15 protein-coding genes are annotated in these 18,204 nt (G+C 70.8%); 14 read left to right on the top strand and 1 reads right to left on the bottom strand.

Annotation, left to right across the window (positions count from 1 at the left end; translation table 11 throughout):
- The first annotated feature begins 124 nt into the window (after positions 1-124).
- Together ACIRJR_RS15255 and ACIRJR_RS15250 are read left to right on the top strand one after the other, a co-directional pair.
- On the top strand, positions 125-4,414 hold the full coding sequence (locus ACIRJR_RS15255) for a discoidin domain-containing protein (protein ID WP_403779547.1): 4,290 nt from the start codon (positions 125-127) through the stop codon (positions 4,412-4,414).
- Positions 4,415-4,779: 365 nt separating this feature from the next.
- On the top strand, positions 4,780-5,010 hold the full coding sequence (locus ACIRJR_RS15250; protein WP_403779544.1) for a hypothetical protein: 231 nt from the start codon (positions 4,780-4,782) through the stop codon (positions 5,008-5,010).
- A 285-nt stretch (positions 5,011-5,295) separates the two neighbouring features.
- Here the strand turns inward: ACIRJR_RS15250 and ACIRJR_RS15245 are convergent, their stop codons facing one another.
- The gene (locus ACIRJR_RS15245; protein WP_403779542.1) at positions 5,296-5,859 is read right to left on the bottom strand and encodes a dihydrofolate reductase family protein; all 564 of its coding nucleotides are present in this window, start codon (positions 5,857-5,859) and stop codon (positions 5,296-5,298) included.
- A gap of 699 nt (positions 5,860-6,558) precedes the next feature.
- On the opposite strand from ACIRJR_RS15245, the gene ACIRJR_RS15240 reads away from it, so the two are divergent.
- The 12 genes from ACIRJR_RS15240 (at position 6,559) to ACIRJR_RS15185 (ending at position 18,192) form a co-directional block, all read left to right on the top strand.
- Complete coding sequence (locus ACIRJR_RS15240) at positions 6,559-7,974, top strand: extracellular solute-binding protein (RefSeq protein ID WP_403779540.1); 1,416 nt, start codon at positions 6,559-6,561, stop codon at positions 7,972-7,974.
- An 88-nt stretch (positions 7,975-8,062) separates the two neighbouring features.
- Complete coding sequence (locus tag ACIRJR_RS15235; RefSeq protein ID WP_403779537.1) at positions 8,063-9,025, top strand: carbohydrate ABC transporter permease; 963 nt, start codon at positions 8,063-8,065, stop codon at positions 9,023-9,025.
- A 15-nt stretch (positions 9,026-9,040) separates the two neighbouring features.
- Complete coding sequence (locus ACIRJR_RS15230) at positions 9,041-9,988, top strand: carbohydrate ABC transporter permease (RefSeq protein WP_403779534.1); 948 nt, start codon at positions 9,041-9,043, stop codon at positions 9,986-9,988.
- A 107-nt stretch (positions 9,989-10,095) separates the two neighbouring features.
- On the top strand, positions 10,096-11,730 hold the full coding sequence (locus tag ACIRJR_RS15225; protein ID WP_403779531.1) for an alpha-amylase family glycosyl hydrolase: 1,635 nt from the start codon (positions 10,096-10,098) through the stop codon (positions 11,728-11,730).
- A 32-nt stretch (positions 11,731-11,762) separates the two neighbouring features.
- Positions 11,763-12,080 carry a cupin gene (locus ACIRJR_RS15220; protein ID WP_103515203.1) on the top strand — a complete coding sequence of 106 codons (318 nt, stop codon included), beginning with the start codon at positions 11,763-11,765 and terminating at the stop codon, positions 12,078-12,080.
- Positions 12,081-12,201: 121 nt separating this feature from the next.
- Positions 12,202-13,113, top strand: a complete 912-nt coding sequence (locus ACIRJR_RS15215) for a YihY/virulence factor BrkB family protein (protein ID WP_403779527.1) — start codon at positions 12,202-12,204, stop codon at positions 13,111-13,113.
- Between the two features lie 50 nt (positions 13,114-13,163).
- A complete protein-coding gene (locus tag ACIRJR_RS15210) occupies positions 13,164-13,856 on the top strand; it encodes a GNAT family N-acetyltransferase (RefSeq protein ID WP_403779524.1) in 693 nt (230 codons plus the stop codon).
- Between the two features lie 5 nt (positions 13,857-13,861).
- Entirely contained in the window at positions 13,862-14,737 is an 876-nt protein-coding gene (locus tag ACIRJR_RS15205; RefSeq protein WP_403779518.1) for an ABC transporter substrate-binding protein, read from the top strand.
- 67 nt (positions 14,738-14,804) lie between these two features.
- The gene (locus ACIRJR_RS15200; protein WP_403779515.1) at positions 14,805-15,437 is read left to right on the top strand and encodes a helix-turn-helix domain-containing protein; all 633 of its coding nucleotides are present in this window, start codon (positions 14,805-14,807) and stop codon (positions 15,435-15,437) included.
- Between the two features lie 68 nt (positions 15,438-15,505).
- Positions 15,506-16,771 carry an MFS transporter gene (locus ACIRJR_RS15195; protein WP_403779512.1) on the top strand — a complete coding sequence of 422 codons (1,266 nt, stop codon included), beginning with the start codon at positions 15,506-15,508 and terminating at the stop codon, positions 16,769-16,771.
- 113 nt (positions 16,772-16,884) lie between these two features.
- Complete coding sequence (locus ACIRJR_RS15190) at positions 16,885-17,133, top strand: type B 50S ribosomal protein L31 (RefSeq protein ID WP_403779509.1); 249 nt, start codon at positions 16,885-16,887, stop codon at positions 17,131-17,133.
- A 108-nt stretch (positions 17,134-17,241) separates the two neighbouring features.
- Entirely contained in the window at positions 17,242-18,192 is a 951-nt protein-coding gene (locus ACIRJR_RS15185; RefSeq protein WP_403779506.1) for a carbohydrate kinase, read from the top strand.
- The last annotated feature ends 12 nt before the right edge of the window (positions 18,193-18,204 follow it).

The following is an 18,204-nucleotide window of genomic DNA, read 5'->3' as shown; positions in this document are numbered from 1 at the left end:
TGCAACTCTCTGACGGCAAAGCGCAAAACTCAGCTCACCGCGTGCAGAAACAGGTGCCGGAGAGCTGTGCCGACAGAGCCGCGTCCTCGGTGTGTCCCGCACCGAGGCCCAAGATCGGGGACTTATGAGAGCCCAACGCTGGAGATGGCGGGCCCTTTCCGCCGTGGTCACGACCAGTCTTCTGATGATCGGATGGCCGTCGTTCACCGCCGCGGCGGCCGACGGGCCCAACATCGCCGCAGGCCGGACCGCCGCGGCGAGCAGCTCGGGCGGGGAGTACGCCGCCCGCAACGTGACGGACGGCAACCAGGCGACGTACTGGGAAGGCTCGGGCGGCACGCTGCCGCAGTGGGTGCAGGCCGATCTCGGCGCGACCGCCCGGGTCGACGAGGTGACGCTGAAGCTCCCGGCGGGGTGGGAGACCAGGCAGCAGACCCTCTCCGTCCAGGGGAGCGCCGACGGCACCAGCTTCTCGACGTTGAAGAACTCGGCGGCCTACACCTTCAGCCCCGGCACCTCCAACGCCGTGAAGATATCCTTCCCGGCGACCCAGACCCGGTTCGTGCGTGTGAACGTCACGGCCAACACGGGGTGGCAGAACGCACAGCTCTCCGAGCTCGAGGTCAGGGCCGCGGGCGAGTCCTCCACCAACCTCGCGGCGGGCAGGACGCTCAGGGCGAGCAGCTACACCGAGACGTACGTGGCCTCCAACGGCAACGACGGCAACAGGTCCAGCTACTGGGAGAGCAGGAACAACGAGCTCCCGCAGTGGATCCAGGCCGATCTCGGTTCCTCGGTCCGGGTCGACAGGGTCGTGCTCAGGCTGCCCGACGGCTGGGAGCAGCGCTCCCAGACCCTGAAGATCCAGGGCAGCGCCGACGGTTCGGAGTTCAGCGACCTGACCGCGTCCAAGGCGTACACCTTCAACGCCGCGGGCGGGCAGTCGGCGACGATCTCCTTCGACGCCACCACGACCCGCTACGTGCGGGTGCTCGTCACGGCCAACTCCGTCCAGCAGGCCGCCCAGCTCTCCGAACTGGAGATATACGGCCCGTCCACAGGTGACACGCAGGCGCCCACCGCGCCGTCGGGGCTGGCCTTCACCGAGCCGTCCTCCGGGCAGATCAGGCTGACCTGGAAGGCGTCCTCGGACGACACCGGCGTCACCGGCTACGACGTCTACGCGAACAACACGCTGCTGACGAGCGTGGCGGGCGGCGTCACCACGTTCACCGACACCCGCCCGGCGGGCGAGACCGTGTCCTACTACGTCCGGGCCAAGGACGCGGCGGGCAACCAGTCGGGCAACAGCAACACCGTCACCCGCACCGGTGACTCCGGTGACACACAGGCGCCGACCGCGCCCTCAGGTCTGGCCTTCACCGAGCCGTCCTCCGGGCAGATCAAACTGACCTGGTCGGCGTCCTCGGACAACAAGGGCGTCACCGGCTACGACATCTACGCCAACAACGTGCTCCGCAAGAGCGTGGCCGGCGACGTGACCACGTACACCGACACCCAGTCCGCCGCCACGACCGTCAGCTACGCCGTGCGGGCCAAGGACGCGGCCGGCAACGTCTCCGGCGCCAGCAACACCGTGACGCGGAACGGGTCCACGAGCAGCGCTTCCAACCTCGCCGTCTCCAAGCCGATCACCGCCTCCTCGGTGGTCCATACCTTCGTCGCGGCCAACGCCAACGACAACTCCCTCAGCACGTACTGGGAGGGTGCGGGCGGCAGCTACCCCAACACGCTGACGGTCAAGCTCGGCGCCAACGCCGACACGGAGAGCGTCGTCGTCAAGCTGAACCCCGACAGCTCCTGGGGAGCGCGCACCCAGAACATCCAGGTGCTCGGCCGGGAGCAGGACGCCACCTCGTTCACGAGCCTGGCCGCCGCCAAGGACTACGCGTTCAGCCCGGCGACGGGCAACACGGTGACCATCCCGGTCACGGCCCGGGTGGCCGACGTCCAGCTGAAGTTCACGTCCAACACCGGATCCGGCGCGGGTCAGGTCGCGGAGTTCCAGGTGCTGGGCGCTCCGGCCCCCAACCCTGACCTGCAGGTCACCGCGGTCGGTGCCTCGCCCTCGGCTCCGGTGGAATCGGACGCCATCACCCTGTCCGCCACCGTCCGGAACTCCGGCGCGGTCTCCTCCCCGGCAGGCAAGCTGGACTTCGAACTCGGCGGCTCCAAGGTGGCCACCGCCTCGGTGGGCGCCCTCGCCGCGGGCGCGTCCGCCCAGGTCACCGCATCCATCGGAGCGCGTGACGCGGGCAGTTACACGCTGGGCGCGGTCGTCGACCCGGCGGGTGACATCATCGAGCAGAACGAGACCAACAACCGCCTCACCAACAGTGCTCCGCTGGTCGTGAAGCCGGTCTCCAGCTCCGACCTCGTGGCGAGCGCGGTCACGACCTCCCCGTCCAGCCCCTCGAACGGTGACACGGTCACCTTCTCGGTCGCCGTGAAGAACCAGGGCTCGGTGGCGTCCGCGAGCGGCAGCCACGGGATCACCCTCAGCCTGATCGACTCCAAGGGCGCCACGGTCAAGACCCTGACCGGCGCGCACAGTGGCGCCATCGCGGCGGGCTCGACGACCGCACCGGTCTCCCTGGGCACCTGGACGGCCGCCAACGGCTCGTACACGGTGAAGGTGGTGCTCGCCGACGACGCCAACGAACTGCCGGTGAAGCGCGAGAACAACACCAGCACCGAGTCGCTCTTCGTCGGGCGCGGCGCCAACATGCCGTACGACATGTACGAGGCGGAGGACGGTGTCACCGGCGGCGGCGCCAAGGTCGTCGGACCCAACAGGACCGTCGGCGACGTCGCGGGCGAGGCGTCGGGCCGCAAGGCCGTCACGCTCGACAGCACCGGCAACTACGTCGAGTTCACGACACGGGCGACGACCAACACCCTGGTCACCCGGTTCTCCATCCCGGACTCCGCGGGCGGCGGCGGCATCGAGTCGAAGCTGAACGTCTACGTGGACGGCACCTTCCTCAAGGCGATCGACCTCACCTCGAAGTACGCCTGGCTGTACGGGAACGAGACCGGACCGGGCAACGACCCCGGATCCGGCGCGCCCCGGCACATCTACGACGAGGCGAACGTCATGCTGGGGAAGACCGTCCCGGCGGGCAGCAAGATCCGGCTGCAGAAGGACGCGGCCAACACCAGCACCTACGCGATCGACTTCGTCAGCCTGGAGCAGGTCTCCCAGGTCGCCAACCCGGACCCGGCCACCTACACGGTGCCCGCCGGCTTCACCCACCAGGATGTCCAGAACGCCCTGGACAAGGTCCGGATGGACACCACGGGGAAGCTCGTCGGCGTCTACCTGCCGGCCGGTGACTACTCCACCGCCAGCAAGTTCCAGGTCTACGGCAAGGCCGTGAAGGTCGTCGGCGCAGGCCCTTGGTTCACCCGGTTCCGGGCACCGTCCACGCAGGACAACACCGACATCGGATTCCGAGCCGAGGCGAGCGCGAAGGGCTCCTCCTTCGCGAACTTCGCCTACTTCGGCAACTACACGTCCCGCATCGACGGGCCCGGGAAGGTGTTCGACTTCTCCAACGTCTCGGACATCGTGATCGACAACATCTGGAACGAGCACATGGTGTGCCTCTACTGGGGCGCCAACACCGACAGTGTGACCATCAAGAACTCCCGGATCCGCAACATGTTCGCCGACGGCATCAACATGACGAACGGGTCCACCGACAACCACGTCACCAACAACGAGGCGCGCGCCACAGGGGACGACAGCTTCGCCCTGTTCTCGGCGATCGACTCCGGTGGCGCGGACATGAAGAACAACGTGTACGAGAACCTCACGTCCATCCTGACCTGGCGGGCCGCGGGAGTCGCCGTCTACGGCGGATACGACAACACCTTCCGCAACATCCACATCGCCGACACCCTGGTGTACTCCGGGATCACGGTCAGCTCGCTGGACTTCGGCTACCCGATGAACGGATTCGGGACAGGCCCCACGGCGATCGAGAACGTGTCGGTCGTGCGGTCGGGCGGCCACTTCTGGGGAACGCAGACCTTCCCCGGGATCTGGCTGTTCTCGGCGTCCAAGGTCTTCCAGGGCATCCGGATCTCGCACGTGGACATCGTCGACCCGACGTACAGCGGGATCATGTTCCAGACCAACTACGTAGGAGGGCAACCCCAGTTCCCGATCAAGGACACCATCCTCACCGATATCTCGATCACCGGCGCACGCAAGAGCGGTGACGCCTTCGACGCGAAGTCCGGCTTCGGCCTGTGGGCCAACGAGCTGCCGGAGGCAGGCCAGGGACCTGCGGTCGGTGAGGTCACGTTCAACGGGCTGAAGCTCAGCGGCAACGCCCAGGACGTCAAGAACACGACCCCCTCGTTCAAGATCAACATAAACCCGTAGCAGGCGGGTCCGAGGGCGTGGGGAGGCGGTGCTGCCTGGCTCCGCACGCCCTACGGTCCCGTCCTCCCCGCGAGGCTCCCTCCCCGGGGCCTCGCAGGGGCGGTGCGGCGGCTCCGGGCCGCCGGCCCGCCCGTGGGGGCGGACCGGCCTTCCGTCGGTGCGGACGGATCTCTGGCCGTGTTGCTCACGCCGGAAGCGGCCTCGGCCGGCCAGGCCGAATCTTCGGCGGCCGCCCGGGTGAGGCGCCCGGCGCGGCGGCCGTGATTCCTCGATCAGGTGACATGAGGTCCGTTCCGCACTGGAGGCGGAATGCCGTCCCTTACCGTGCGTGCGCATCCTGTACTTCGCACAGAGGGAATAGCGCCATGACGACAGCTCCGGACCAGCAGCCTCTCCCCGCGGGGATGCCGCCGATCATCATCAACAACAACGTGGCGGCGTCGGCCTCAGCTTCGGCGGTCGCCGGCGGTTTCGCGGTCCGGCGGCGGCGTCAGTCGTTCTGGGTCCACTTCTGGCTGCTCATGTTCACGGCTGGGATCGGGAACGTCTTCTACGCCATGAGCGTGAGCCGGTGGAACCGGGACCGGGGCCTGTAGCGCCTGCCGAGGCGCGTGGGGCCCTCCTGCGCCAGGCGCGGGAGGGCCCCTGTGCTCTCCGTGGACCGCGTACCGCGTCCTGCCGAGTGGATGTCGGCCGCCACGGGCCTCTGCACGTGACGCACGGCGAACTCGCCGTCGAGGTGCCGCCTTCGTGTGCTCGCCCCCGTTGCCCCCGTCGCCCCGTCGCCCCGTCGCCCCGGCCGACCGCGGCGATGGGCCGGCCGAACGCGCCGCCCCGGATCCTTGGGCGCCCGAAGCGGCGCCGATCCGGACGTCGGGCGCTCAGCGCTTGGTCTCGTACCTGGTCAGTACCACGCCGTCGGGAAACGTCCGGGTCTCCACCAGGGTCAGGTGCACCCAGTTGTCCAGAGCGGTGAAGAACGGCGTGCCGCCGCCCACCAGGACCGGATGGGTGACGATCGCGTACTCGTCGATCAGCCCGGCCCGCATGGCCGCCGCGGCGAGTGTGGCTCCGGCGATGTCCATGGGGCCGCCGTCGTCGGCCTTGAGCCTGGTGATCTCGGTGACCGCGTCGCCGGTGACCAGTCGGGTGTTCCAGTCGACCGTGCTGATCGTGGAGGAGAACACCACCTTCGGCATGTCCCGCCAGCGGGCGGCGTACTCGATCGTCGCCGGTGTGGCACCCGGCTGTCTGTCGGCGGTCGGCCAGTGGGAGCTCATCGTGTCCCACAGTCTGCGCCCGTACAGCGCCAGGCCCGTCGCGCCCACCCGGTCGGACCACCACTGGAACAGCTCGTCGCTCGGCACGCTCCAGCCGAGGTCGTCGCCGGGCGCGGCGATGTAGCCGTCCAGGCTCAGGTTCATGCCAAAGGTCAGTTTCCGCATGGCGTCAGCCTCCCGTGAGTCGGTGTCCGGCGTACGGAGCGGCACGGCGCGGAAGGGGTTCTTCGGTCAGGCCGCACTGCCGCAGCAGATACGGGATTCACCGCGGCGGTGCCGGAAGAGCGGGGCAGGCGTGGCGATCGAACCGGTGGCCGAACTCGGAAGCGGGGGCGTGCTCCGGCTGCCGCGCGCCCGGTGGCGCCCCTGTCCGCCCCGCCCCCGTCGTGCACCGCGGCGGTCGAGCGGCACCTCACCGGTGCGTGCACGGCGAAGTGCTCGGCGCGGATCCACCGCAGCACACTGGCGACGTGGGGTGCACACCGACGAACCGGCGCCGCGTCCGCGGCTGGTGACAGCTTTCACCCCGGCGCCCCGACTGCATAGCTCTTTGCATCCAGAAGTCCGTCTCTTGCATCCGGCGGCCCCATGGCCGACCCGGGCCCCCGCGGTATGGGCCGGGTTGCCGTCAGGGGCCTTCACTGTGCACGTCTGCCCGGCCGTCTCCGGTGACCCGGACGACGGGGTCTCCGTGAGGTGCTGAACCGGCTCGGGTCCGACGCCCCCTCACATGCGGAGCGCTGTCAAACATTTTCTAAATCTGCGCGAGATATTGCGTTCACATGTCGCCGGTGGTTGAGTATGCCGCGCCCCGGCAGACAGTCGGCCGAGGCCTTCCGTGCTCATGCCCGAAGGGGACCACCGATGAGAAGTGCTGGCTTCCGCCGTAACCGCCGTGCCTCCGCGGCCGCCGTCGTCACCGCGCTCGCCCTGACCGCCCTCGCCTCCTGCGGTACGAGCAGCAGCGGCAGCGACGAGAACGACAACTCCGGCAGCGGGTCGTCCGACCCGTCCGCGCCGCTCGACCCGAAGGCCGAGGTGACGCTGTCGATCGACTGCATGCCGCCGGCCGCCAAGGCCGCGGAGCTGCGCGAGTGGAACGAGGACATCAAGACGTTCAACAAGAAGTACCCGAACGTCAAGATCAACGGTAAGTCCACTCCCGGTCAGTGCCTGGAGCCGCCGCGCTTCACGGCCATGCTCAAGGGCAAGTCCCAACCGGACGTGTTCTACGCGTACTTCACCGACCTCCAGCAGGTGCTGGACAACGACGGTGCCGAGGACATCTCCGCTTACGTCAACGACACGTCCGTCCCCGCGCTCAAGGACATCCAGCCCCAGGTGCTCGACGTCGCCCGCAAGGACGGCAAGCTCTACGCGCTGCCGACCAGCAACTACACCATGGGCCTCATGATCAACCGGAAGCTGTTCACGCAGGCCGGTCTGGACCCGGACGCCCCGCCGGCGACCTGGGAGGAAGTCCGCGCCGCCAGCAAGAAGATCGCGGGCCTGGGCAAGGGCATCGCCGGCTTCGGTGAGTACAGCGCGGGCAACAACGGGGGCTGGCACTTCACCGCGGCGCAGTACGGTCTGGGCGGGGACGTCGTGGACGCGAGCGGCAAGAAGGCCGCGTTCAACGACGACAAGGGCAAGCAGGTCCTCCAGCAGCTGCACGACATGCGCTGGGAGGACGACAGCATGGGCAAGACCCAGCTGCTGAAGTGGGGCGATCTGCAGAAGCAGATAGCCACCGACAAGCTCGGTATGTTCCTCGCCGCTCCCGACGACATCACCTACATGGTGCAGCAGTTGGGCGCGAAGTACGAGAACTTCGGCATGGGGCCGATCCCCGGCGCCGAGGGCACTCTCTTCGGCGGCAACAACTACATGATCAAGAAGGGCAGTTCGCCCGACAAGATCAAGGCCGCCGTCGCCTGGCTGAACTTCCAGAACCTCACCCCGAAGAAGGGGCAGTTCGACTGGGGCCGCAGGAAGGCCGACAACCTCCCCGTCGGGCTTCCGCAGCCCAACTTCTTCCTCGGTGAGAGCAAGGTGGCGGACGACGCCGAACGTGTCGCCAACGCCACGATGCCCGTCGAGAACTTCAAGGCCTTCATGGACAACCCCGTCCAGGGCAAGGCGGAGCCGCCGAAGGCCCAGGAGATCTACAAGATCCTCGACAACGCGATGTCCGGTGTCCTGACCAACAGGAACGCCGACATCGACAAGCTGCTCGACACCGCCGAGCAGCAGGTCAACCAGGTTCTGGCGAACCAGTAACGGACGTGCGGAGGCCGGGCCGGGCGGGCCCGGCCCCGCATCCGGACCGTCCGCCTGCGAGCGACTGCACCGGCACCGAGGAGAGACCATGTCGGCCCCCACCCTGTCCACCGGGAAGGCGAGCGCACCGCCACCCGGGCACCACCCGCGGCCCACCGGGCCGGACTCCCCCCGTGAGGAGTTCGTGCGCGCCCTGCGCCGCAACATCTCGGCGCACGGCTTCCTGATAGGAGCCGTCCTCTGCTTCTCCTTCTTCTCCTGGTATCCGATGGTCAGGGAGTTCATCCTGGCCTTCCAGAAGACCGAGGACGGCACGACGACCTGGGCCGGCTGGTCCAACCTGAGCTACGTGTTCAACGACCCGGCGTTCTGGCAGGCCTGGCGCAACACGCTGCTCTTCACCGTGCTGGCGCTCGTCCTGGGATTCGCCGTCCCGTTCGTCGTCGCCGTGGTCCTCAACGAGTTCCGGCACGCGCAGGGATACCTGCGCCTGCTGGTCTACCTGCCCGTCATGCTGCCGCCGGTCGCCTCGGTCCTGCTCTTCAAGTACTTCTACGACCCCGGCTACGGACTCTTCAACCGCATCCTGGAGTTCCTCCATCTGCCCGCTCAGCAATGGCTCCAGGACCCCAGCACCTCCATGCTCTCCGTCGTCATCGCCTCCACCTGGATGAACATGGGAGGGGCCACACTCATCTACCTCGCCGCACTCCAGGGCATCCCCGGTGAGCTGTACGAGGCGGCCGAGCTCGACGGCGCCGGACTCCTGCGCAAGATCTGGCACGTCACCATCCCGCAGACCCGTCTGATCCTGTCGCTCCTGCTGCTCATGCAGATCATCGCGACGATGCAGGTCTTCACCGAACCGTTCCTGCTCACCAACGGCGCCGGCCCCGAGGGCTCCACCACGACCGTCGTCTACCTCATCTACCAATACGCCTTCAACTTCAACAACTACGGCGGAGCGGCGGCCCTCGGCCTCCTCCTGCTGGTCGTCCTCGCGGGCTTCTCCGCGGTGTACGTACGCCTCAGCCGCAGCAGCGAAGACTAGGACGGGAGCACGACGATGGCATCGAACACGCTTGTCTCCCGGCGCGGGCCCGGCGCGGGCAGGGCTCGCCGCCGGGAGGCCGACCAGAGCCGCCAGCGAACCCTGATCTCACCGGCCCAGCTCGGCCGGCCCCGGGGCAAGGCCCTCTACTGGATCATCTTCGCCCTGGTCGTGGCGGCCTTCACGCTCGCGTTCCTCGGCCCCCTGTACTGGATGGTCACCGGTGGTCTCAAGACCACCCAGGAAGTGGTGCAGAGCCCGCCCACCGCCTTCCCCTCCTCGATCCACACGGAGAACTACTCCCAGGCGTGGAACGTGATGGACCTGGCGCAACTGCTGTTCAACACCCTGTACTACGCGTTCGGAGCGCTGGCCTTCCAGCTGGTCCTCGACGTGGCCGCCGCCTACTCGCTGTCCAAGCTGCGGCCGATGTTCGGCAAGGTCATCCTCGGCATGATGCTCGCCACCCTGATGATCCCGGCGACCGTGCTCGTGGTCCCGCAGTACCTCACGGTCCTCGACGTGCCGATCTTCGAGCGCAACCTGCTCAACTCGCCCTGGGCCATCTGGCTGCCCTCGGTCACCAACGCCTTCAACATCTTCCTGCTGAAGCGGTTCTTCGACTCGATCCCGGGCGAACTCCTCGACGCGGCGGCCATCGACGGCGCCTCACCCCTGCGGACCCTGCGCTCCATCATCCTGCCGATCTCCCGGCCGATCCTCGGCGTCGTCTCCATCTTCGCGGTCGTCGGGGTCTGGAAGGACTTCCTCTGGCCCATGCTCACCCTGCCGGACCCGGGCAAGCAGACCCTCAACGTCGGCATCTACTCGCTGTCCAACGGGGTGCCGCAGAACGTCCTCATCGCCGCGCTCACCATCGCGTCCGTCCCGACGCTGCTCATCTTCCTGCTCTTCCAGCGCAACATCATGAGCGGTCTCACCGCGGGCGGCCTGAAGGGCTGACGCCCTCGCGACACCGCCTCCCACCAGCACTCCGCCGCCGGCCCTCCACTCGCACGCCCCGCGCCCGGGCCGGGGGCGGAGTACCTCCTGCCCGAAAGGAACGCCACGTGGCAGCCATCCGTCCGACCGAGGCCACCGCATCGTGGTGGCGCGACGCCGCCATCTACCAGATCTATGTACGCAGCTTCGCCGACGGCGACGGAGACGGCACCGGCGACCTCGCAGGAGTCCGGGCCAGGCTGCCCTACCTGGTCGAACTCGGCGTCGACGCGCTGTGGTTCACCCCCTGGTACCTCTCCCCGCTGGCCGACGGCGGCTACGACGTGGCCGACTACCGGGCCATCGACCCGGCCTTCGGCCACCTCGCCGAGGCGGAGAAGCTCATCGCCGAAGCCCGCGGGCTGGGCATCCGCACCATCATCGACATCGTCCCCAACCACGTGTCCGACCGGCACGACTGGTTCCGGGCGGCGCTGGCCGCCGCCCCCGGCAGCCCCGAGCGCGAACTCTTCCACTTCCGGGACGGACGTGGCGACGGTGGGGAGATCCCGCCCAACGACTGGGTCTCCGAGTTCGGCGGTACCCCCTGGACCAGGATCGACGACGGCCAGTGGTATCTGCACCTGTTCGCCCCGGGACAGCCCGACCTCAACTGGGCGCACCCCGCCGTCCGCCAGGAGCACGAGGACGTCCTGCGCTTCTGGTTCGAACGAGGCGTGGCCGGGGTGCGGATCGACTCGGCGGCCCTGCTCGCCAAGGACCCGGCCCTGCCCGACTTCGTCAAGGGCAGCGATCCCCACCCCTACGTCGACCGGGACGAGCTCCACGACATCTACCGCTCGTGGCGCGCCATCGCCGACACGTACGACGGCATCTTCGTCGGAGAGGTCTGGCTCCCCGACTCCGAGCGCTTCGCCCGCTATCTGCGGCCCGACGAGCTGCACACCGCCTTCAACTTCAACTTCCTCGCCTGCCCCTGGGACGCCGGGCTGCTGCGTTCCGCTATCGACGACACGCTCGCCGAACACGCCCCGGTGGGAGCCCCCGCCACGTGGGTGCTCTGCAACCACGACGTGACCCGCACGGTCACCCGCTACGGCCGCGAGGCGACCGGCTTCGACTTCGCGGCCAAGGTCTTCGGCACGCCCACCGACCTGGAGCTGGGCACCCGCAGGGCCCGGGCCGCCGCCCTGCTCTCGCTGGCGCTGCCGGGCGCCGTCTACCTCTACCAGGGGGAGGAGCTCGGCCTGCCCGAGGCCGACATCCCGCTCGACCGGATCCAGGACCCGATGCACCTGCGGTCGGGCGGGACCGACCCGGGGCGCGACGGCTGCCGGGTCCCCCTGCCGTGGTCCGCGTCCGAGCCCCACGCGGGATTCGGGTCCACGGCCGACCCCTGGCTGCCGCAGCCGGCGTCCTGGCCCTCGTACGCCGCCGACGAGCAGAGCGCCGATCCCGGCTCCATGCTCTCCCTGTACCGCGAGGCACTGGGACTGCGCCGCTCCGAACCCGGCTTCGCCGCGGTCCCCGGCGAGAGCGCCGACGGCCGGCTGGACTGGCTGCCGTCCTCCCCGGGTGTCCTCGCGTTCGAGCGGACCCAGGGCCTGATCTGTGTCGTCAACCTCTCGGGAAGCCCGGTTCCGCTCCCCGGTCACGACGAGATCCTGCTGACCAGCGCCCCGCTGGACCCCTCCGGACTGCTGCCCGACGACACGGCGGCCTGGCTGCGCCGCACGCGATAGCGGGGGAGCGGGGGCTGCGGCACAGTGGTCGTATGGACGATCTCAACGCTCTCGCCGACGAGCACCTGGCCGCGGCCCGCGCCCACGCGCACGGACGCAGCGCGCATCTGCTGCTGCGCCAGGAGCCACTGCGGCAGACGGTGATCGCGCTCACCGCGGGGTCCGCCCTCGACGAGCACAACGCGCCGCCAGCAGCCTCCCTCCAGGTGCTGCGCGGCGCCGTCCGGCTCACGGCGGGGTCCGGGGACGTGGACCTCGCCGCGGGAGGGCTTCACCCCATCCCCCAGGAGCGGCACGGGCTGCTGGCCCTGGAGGACTCGGTGGTCCTGCTCACCGCGGTCAACGACTGAGCCGCCCTGGAGTACCCCGGCGGGACCGAGGCATGAGAGAAAGGGAGGCGGCCGGGACGCCGGGCACACCCGTGCCGACGGCCCGGCCGCCAGTCCTCCCTACGTCCCCCGGAGTAACCGCGTGCCCAGCAGGACCGACGAACCCGTCGCGGAACCGACCGCGCCCCCGACAGGGCGCGCCGCGCGGGCGTGGCGCTGGCGCACCGCCCTGCGCCGTACCCCCGTGTCGCTGTGGAACGACGACCTCTCCGACTGGGCGGCGGCGCTCACCTACTACGCCATCCTCGCGCTGCTCCCGGCGCTCCTGGTCACCGTCTCCGTCATCGGACTGGCCAACCCCGGCGCGACCGACGCCCTGATCGCGGACATCACTGCCTTCGCGCCCGCCGAGTCCGGGGCGGCCCTGCGCAGGCCCCTGGAAGCGGCCACCCACGAGCGCACCGCGGTCTGGCTCTTCGTGGCCACGGGGACCGTCAGCGCAGTCTGGTCGGCCTCCAGCTATCTCGCCGTCTTCCGCCGGGCGATGCACGCGATGCACCAGGTGAAGGACACCAGGCCCCCGCTGCGCCAGGCGCCCATCATCGTGGCCTCGGCCCTCGGGCTCCTTGTCCTGCTGATGGCCAGCGCCTTCGCCCTCGTCCTCAGCGGGCCCCTGGCCCGGTGGCTCGGGCGGATGCTCGGTCTTGCGCAGGCCGGGGAGACGCTCTGGGCGGGCCTCAAGTGGCCCGTGCTGCTCTGCCTGGTCGCCTGCCTCATCGTGGTCCTCTTCAACACCGGTCCACGCTCCGCGCGCGGCCTGCGGCAAGGGCTGCCCGGCGGGGTCCTCGCGGCGTGTCTGTGGCTGATCGCCTCGGCCGGATTCGCGCTGTACGCGACCCACGTCGGCAGCTACAGCCGGCTGTACGGTTCGCTGGCCGGACTGGTCGTCTTCCTGATCTGGATCTGGTTCACCAACCTGGCGCTCCTGACCGGCGCCCAGTTCAACGTCGAGCTGGCGCGCACCGGCGGGAACCGGGAGGACAAGGTGCCGTGACCGGGCCTCCGGGCCTTGTGGGAGCGCTCCCAGCCGGGAAGGATGGGCCGATGACCCGGACCGCGTACGTACGTCCCTACCGCCCCGCCGACGAGGCGGCCCTCGCGGACATCTGCGTCCGCACGGCCGACAACGGCGGTGACAGCACGCACCTGTACCCCGACCCCGGCCTGATGCCCGCGCTCTTCGCCGCGCCCTACGCCCACCTCGAGCCGGAGCTGGCCTTCGTGCTGGACGACGGCTCCGGCCGTGCGGTCGGCTACGTCCTGGGGACCGCGGACACGCGTGGCTTCGCGCAGGCCTTCCGCGAGCTCTGGCTCCCGCGTGTCACGGAGCGCTTCCCCGAGCCCGAAGGTGGACCCGGCACCCTCGCCGAGGCGATGACGGCGCTCCTGTACCGCCCGGAGCGCATGATCCTCCCGGAGCTGGAGGGGCACCCCGCGCACCTGCACATCGACCTGCTGCCCCCCTGGCAGCGCAAGGGCTACGGCCGGGAGCTGATGGGCGCCTTCCTGGGCGCACTGCGCCACCAGGGCGTCCCCGCCGTCCATCTGTCCATGCTCACCGCGAACACTCCGGCCAGGGCCTTCTACGACCGGCTCGGCTTCGAGGCGATCGACGTTCCCGATCCCGGACCGCTCACGTATCTGGGGCGCTCCACGGAGGGTGTGGAGCCGGTGGGCTGGGCAGGTAGTGGAGGGCGAGCCCGGGAGAGGGCCCGGACCGCCGGTTCGGAGGGGTGATCGGCATGACCGAGGAGAGCGCGTGGAGTTTCGCGGACGACCGGGGCCGACTGGTGGTGGCGGACCGCCGGCCGTCCCGGGTGCTCGCGTACGTCCAGGCGGGCGCGACGCTGTGGGACTACGGAATACGCCCCGAGGGGATCTTCGGCTCCGGGCACGACGGGGCGGAGCCCGACCGCGCGAAGACGGGCACCCTCCCGCTGGACGCCGTGGACTACCGGGGTGCGGGTGACGCTCTGGACGTGGACACGCTGTTACGGGGCGGACCCGACCTCGTCGTAGCCGTCAGCTACGGCCACGGGCAGCTCTACGGACTGGACCCGGACACGGCCAAGCACCTGGAGGAGCACGTCCCGGTCGTCGTCGTCGACGTGGGCCAGGCGCGGACCCTGGACCGGGTCGCCGAACGGTTCGCCGAGCTCGCGCACGCCCTGGGCGGCGAGCCGGTCCCGGACGCGAGGGCCGAGCTGAGCGCCGCCCGTGAGCGGCTCCGTGCCGCCGCCGGCGGCCAGGGCCCCAGAGTGGTGGCCCTCTCGCCCGCGAGCCAGGCGGAGGCGTACGCCGCCCGGCCGCGGATGTGGCCCGAACTGCGTGTCCTGGCGGAGCTGGGGGTCGATCTCGTCTCCCCGCCCGAGGGGGCGGGCGTCAACTGGGCCACCGTCGACTGGGCGGGCGTCGCGGCTCTGGAGCCCGGCATCGTCCTGACGGACATCCGGTCCAACGCGGTGCCGCTCGACTCGATCACCGCCCCCGCCTGGCAGGCCGCGGGACGGCGGGCGCGGAGCGTGCCGTGGAATCCGGAACCCCTGTGCAGTCCGCGTGCCCACGCGCTCTTCCTCTCCCTCGTGGCCGATGCGGTGGAGGGGGCGACGGGCGGCTGAGCGAGTTTCCCAAACAAATTCTGCAAAAACTATTTGGCAAAGCCCTGCGGCGCCCTAGGCTGCCGTCATGGACAACGGAGCGTCACACCGCGTACTCGATCCCGAGCGTGACCCGGCGGCCCTGAAAGCGCTCACCCACCCCCTGCGCCTGAGGCTGCTCGGTCTGCTGCGGCAGCACGGTGCGGCCACCGCGAGCGAGCTGGCGGCCCGGACCGGGGAGTCGTCGGCCTCGACCAGCTACCACCTGCGGGTGCTGGCCAAGTACGCGTTCGTCGCGGAGGCCGAGCACCGCGACGGACGTGAGCGCCGCTGGAAGGCCGTGCACTCCGTCACCACGACGAGCAACGCCGCCATGCTGGCCACCCCGGCGGGCCGGTCCATGCTCATGCTGGGCCGGCGCCGCCAGATCGAGCATCTCCAGGAGTCCGTCGACCGGCACGAGGCGGACATCGAGGCGGGCCGGCTCGGCGAGGAGTGGCACGACCCCTCGGGGATCGACGACCTCATGCCGCGGCTGACGCCTGAGTCCCTCCGCGAGCTCCGGGACACGATCGGCGCCAAAACCGCGGAGCTGGCCGCGCGCGACGAGCACGACCCCCGTGCCGAGCGCGTCGTGCTGCTCACCGCAGGACTCCCGCTGGCCCCGGCCGGGCCGGGCGCATCCGCGGACGGGGCTTCCGCCACCGGCAGCGCCACGTGACCCGGAGCCGGAGCACAGGGACGGACACGGGGCTCACCGAGCGAGCCGCGGCCCGCAGATTCGTCACGGTGTCGTTCCTCTTCTGGCTTCCCGCCGGCCTCGGGCTCGCCCCCATGGTCCTGCTGCTCACCGAGCGCGGCCTGACGCTCGCCGCCGTCGCCGCGGCCTACGCGGCCCACTCCCTGACCGTCGCCGCCCTCGAACTGCCCACCGGCGGCCTCTCCGACGTCATCGGCCGTCGCACCGTCCTGGCGGGTGCCGGGATGCTCAACGCCTGCGCCCTCGTGCTCATAGCCCTCGGCACGACCCCGTGGGTGATCGTCCCCGGTATGGCCCTCATGGGGGCGGGGCGAGCCCTGTCCAGCGGGCCCGCCGAAGCCTGGTACGTCGACACCGTGCACGCCCACGCCGGCCCCGACGCGGACCTGCGCACCGGTCTGGCGCGCGGCAGCGCCGCGTCGTCCGGCGCGATCGCGCTCGGCGTGCTCGTCGGCGGCGGTACGCCGTGGCTGCTCGGCCTCGGCCCCGGCCCCGGGGAGCACCTGCGGAACCTCACCTCGGATCTCGTCCTGCCGCTGTCCGTCCCCGTGCTGCTCGGCGCGGCCGTCCACGTCGTCTTCGTCTTCTACGTCCTGACCGCCCTGACCGAGCCTCCTCGCCCCGCCGCCACTCTGCGCGGAGTCCTGCGGGGCGTTCCCGGCGCCATCGGCGCGGGGCTGCGGCTGGGTGCCGGGGACGCGCTCGTCCGCCGCATCCTGGTGACCACCGGCGCCGCCGGTACGGCTCTGGCGGCCCTCGAACTGCTCACCCCCGGCCGTGCGGCCACGATGACCGGGTCCCCGGAGTCCGGGGCGGTGCTCTTCGCCGGGCTCGCGGCGGCCGGGTTCGTCTGCTCCGCGGTCGGCAGCCGGCTCGCGCCGCTCGTCGCGCGTCTCGCGGGGGGCGGCGAACGCGCGGTGCTGGTGAGCCTCGGGGTGAGTACGGCCGGTCTGGTGACCCTGGGGGTCACGGTGGGCGCCACCGGTGGACTCCCGGCGGCAGCGGCCGCCGCCGGATACGGCCTGGTGTACCTGGGCCTCGGCGCCGCCGGGCCCAGCGAGAACGACCTTCTGCACCGCCGGGTCGACTCCTCGGGCAGGGCGACCGCCCTCTCCGTGCAGTCACTGGCCCAGCAGCTCCTCGGGGCGGCGGCGGGCGTCGTCATCGGCGTACTGCCCCCGGGACCGCTGCCCTGGCTGCTCGCCGCCATGGTGCTCCTGGCCGGCACGTCGCTCTGGGCCGGGCGGACCCCGGCCGCGCGCAGGGTCGTGACGACCGCCCCCGCGCCTGAGTGAGGCGCAGGGGCGGCCCCTGCCCCGTACGGACGCCCCGGATCGCGCCCGCACCAGCCCTTGGCGAGGCTGGCCCGAAGCCGGGACGCGAGATCCCCGTACCTCCAGGAGCAGACATGCAGCAGGACAAGCACCCGTCGTACCGCCCCGTGGTCTTCCGCGACCGCGCCGCCGGGTACGCCTTCCTGACCCGGTCCACCGCGTCGAGCGAGCGGACGATCGACTGGGACGACGGCAACAGCTACCCGGTCATCGACGTGGAGATCTCCGCCGAGAGCCACCCGTTCTTCACGGGCAAGGCCAGGGTGGTCGACACCGAGGGCCAGGTCGCCAAGTTCGAGAAGCGCTACGGCGAGGAAGCCTGAGCCCCGGGTCTCCTCGGCTCACCGCACACGGTGCAGAATCGGCACCAGCGCGTCCGTGACAACCGTGCCTCACCGGGGCACGCCCGCCCGCCCAGGAGACCTGCCGCCATGCCCGACAGCCCCGCCCTGCTCGTCATCGGCGAATGCGTCGCCGACGTCGTCCGGCTGCCGGGCGCGCCCGACCGGATCCACCCCGGCGGCAGCCCCGCGAACGTCGCGTACGGCCTGGCCAGGCTCGGACGGGCCGCCACCCTGATCACCCAGCTCGGCCCCGACTCCCACGGGCGGCTGATCGGGGACCACCTGGCCTCGGCCGGAGTGCGGGTCCTGACCGACGGGAGCGGAGCACCCACCCCTGCGGCCACGGTGGACCTCGACGACGCGGGCGGCGCCGCCTACACCTTCGAGATCGCCTGGACGCTGGGGCCGGTGGAGCAGCCGGCCCAGCCGCCGCAACACGTCCACACCGGGTCCGTCGCCACCGCCCTGGAGCCCGGTGCGGACACCGTCCTGGACCTCGTCCGCTCCCTCCGGGCGGACGCCACCGTCAGTTACGACCCCAACGTGCGGCCCGCGCTGATGGGGGACCGGGCCCGCGCCGTACACAGGGCGGAGAGCTGCGTCGCGCTCAGCGATGTCGTCAAGGCCAGCGACGAGGACCTGCGGTGGCTGTACCCGGACGACGAACCGGAGAAGGCCGCCGAGCGGTGGCTGCGCTCCGGTCCGGCGGCCGTCCTGCTGACCCGGGGAGCCGGAGGCGCGCTCGCCCTGCTGCCGGGTGCGACGGTGCGCATCGGCGCACCGCCCGTCGAGGTCGTGGACACGGTGGGAGCGGGCGACGCCTTCATGTCCGGTGCCCTGCACTCCCTGGCCGCGCACGGCCTGCTCGGGGCGCGGGCCCGCGCGCGGCTGCGCCGCCTGGACACCGTCACGCTGGGGGACGTACTGCGCCACGCCGTGGCATCGGCCGCCGTGACCGTCGCGAGGGCCGGTGCGACGCCTCCCGACGGGGAGGAGCTGACGGCCGCTCTGACCGGCGTTCCGGTCCCGGAGCGGTAGGGCGTCCAGGGT

The sequence above is a fragment of the Streptomyces sp. NPDC102402 genome, assembly GCF_044765765.1.
In the GTDB taxonomy this organism is placed as follows: domain Bacteria; phylum Actinomycetota; class Actinomycetes; order Streptomycetales; family Streptomycetaceae; genus Streptomyces.
Note: the sequence above shows the minus strand (reverse complement) of the source record. Positions and strands in the feature narration are given on the sequence as shown.

What these genes read in the sequence shown, in the direction of transcription:
- ACIRJR_RS15200 (WP_403779515.1), top strand. Translation starts at nt 14,805, where the DNA reads ATGGACAACGGAGCGTCACACCGCGTACTCGATCCCGAGCGTGACCCG.
- ACIRJR_RS15255 (WP_403779547.1), top strand. Translation starts at nt 125, where the DNA reads ATGAGAGCCCAACGCTGGAGATGGCGGGCCCTTTCCGCCGTGGTCACG.
- ACIRJR_RS15210 (WP_403779524.1), top strand. Translation starts at nt 13,164, where the DNA reads ATGACCCGGACCGCGTACGTACGTCCCTACCGCCCCGCCGACGAGGCG.
- ACIRJR_RS15235 (WP_403779537.1), top strand. Translation starts at nt 8,063, where the DNA reads ATGTCGGCCCCCACCCTGTCCACCGGGAAGGCGAGCGCACCGCCACCC.
- ACIRJR_RS15245 (WP_403779542.1), bottom strand. Translation starts at nt 5,859, where the DNA reads ATGCGGAAACTGACCTTTGGCATGAACCTGAGCCTGGACGGCTACATC.
- ACIRJR_RS15190 (WP_403779509.1), top strand. Translation starts at nt 16,885, where the DNA reads ATGCAGCAGGACAAGCACCCGTCGTACCGCCCCGTGGTCTTCCGCGAC.
- ACIRJR_RS15220 (WP_103515203.1), top strand. Translation starts at nt 11,763, where the DNA reads ATGGACGATCTCAACGCTCTCGCCGACGAGCACCTGGCCGCGGCCCGC.
- ACIRJR_RS15250 (WP_403779544.1), top strand. Translation starts at nt 4,780, where the DNA reads ATGACGACAGCTCCGGACCAGCAGCCTCTCCCCGCGGGGATGCCGCCG.
- ACIRJR_RS15185 (WP_403779506.1), top strand. Translation starts at nt 17,242, where the DNA reads ATGCCCGACAGCCCCGCCCTGCTCGTCATCGGCGAATGCGTCGCCGAC.
- ACIRJR_RS15205 (WP_403779518.1), top strand. Translation starts at nt 13,862, where the DNA reads ATGACCGAGGAGAGCGCGTGGAGTTTCGCGGACGACCGGGGCCGACTG.
- ACIRJR_RS15230 (WP_403779534.1), top strand. Translation starts at nt 9,041, where the DNA reads ATGGCATCGAACACGCTTGTCTCCCGGCGCGGGCCCGGCGCGGGCAGG.
- ACIRJR_RS15240 (WP_403779540.1), top strand. Translation starts at nt 6,559, where the DNA reads ATGAGAAGTGCTGGCTTCCGCCGTAACCGCCGTGCCTCCGCGGCCGCC.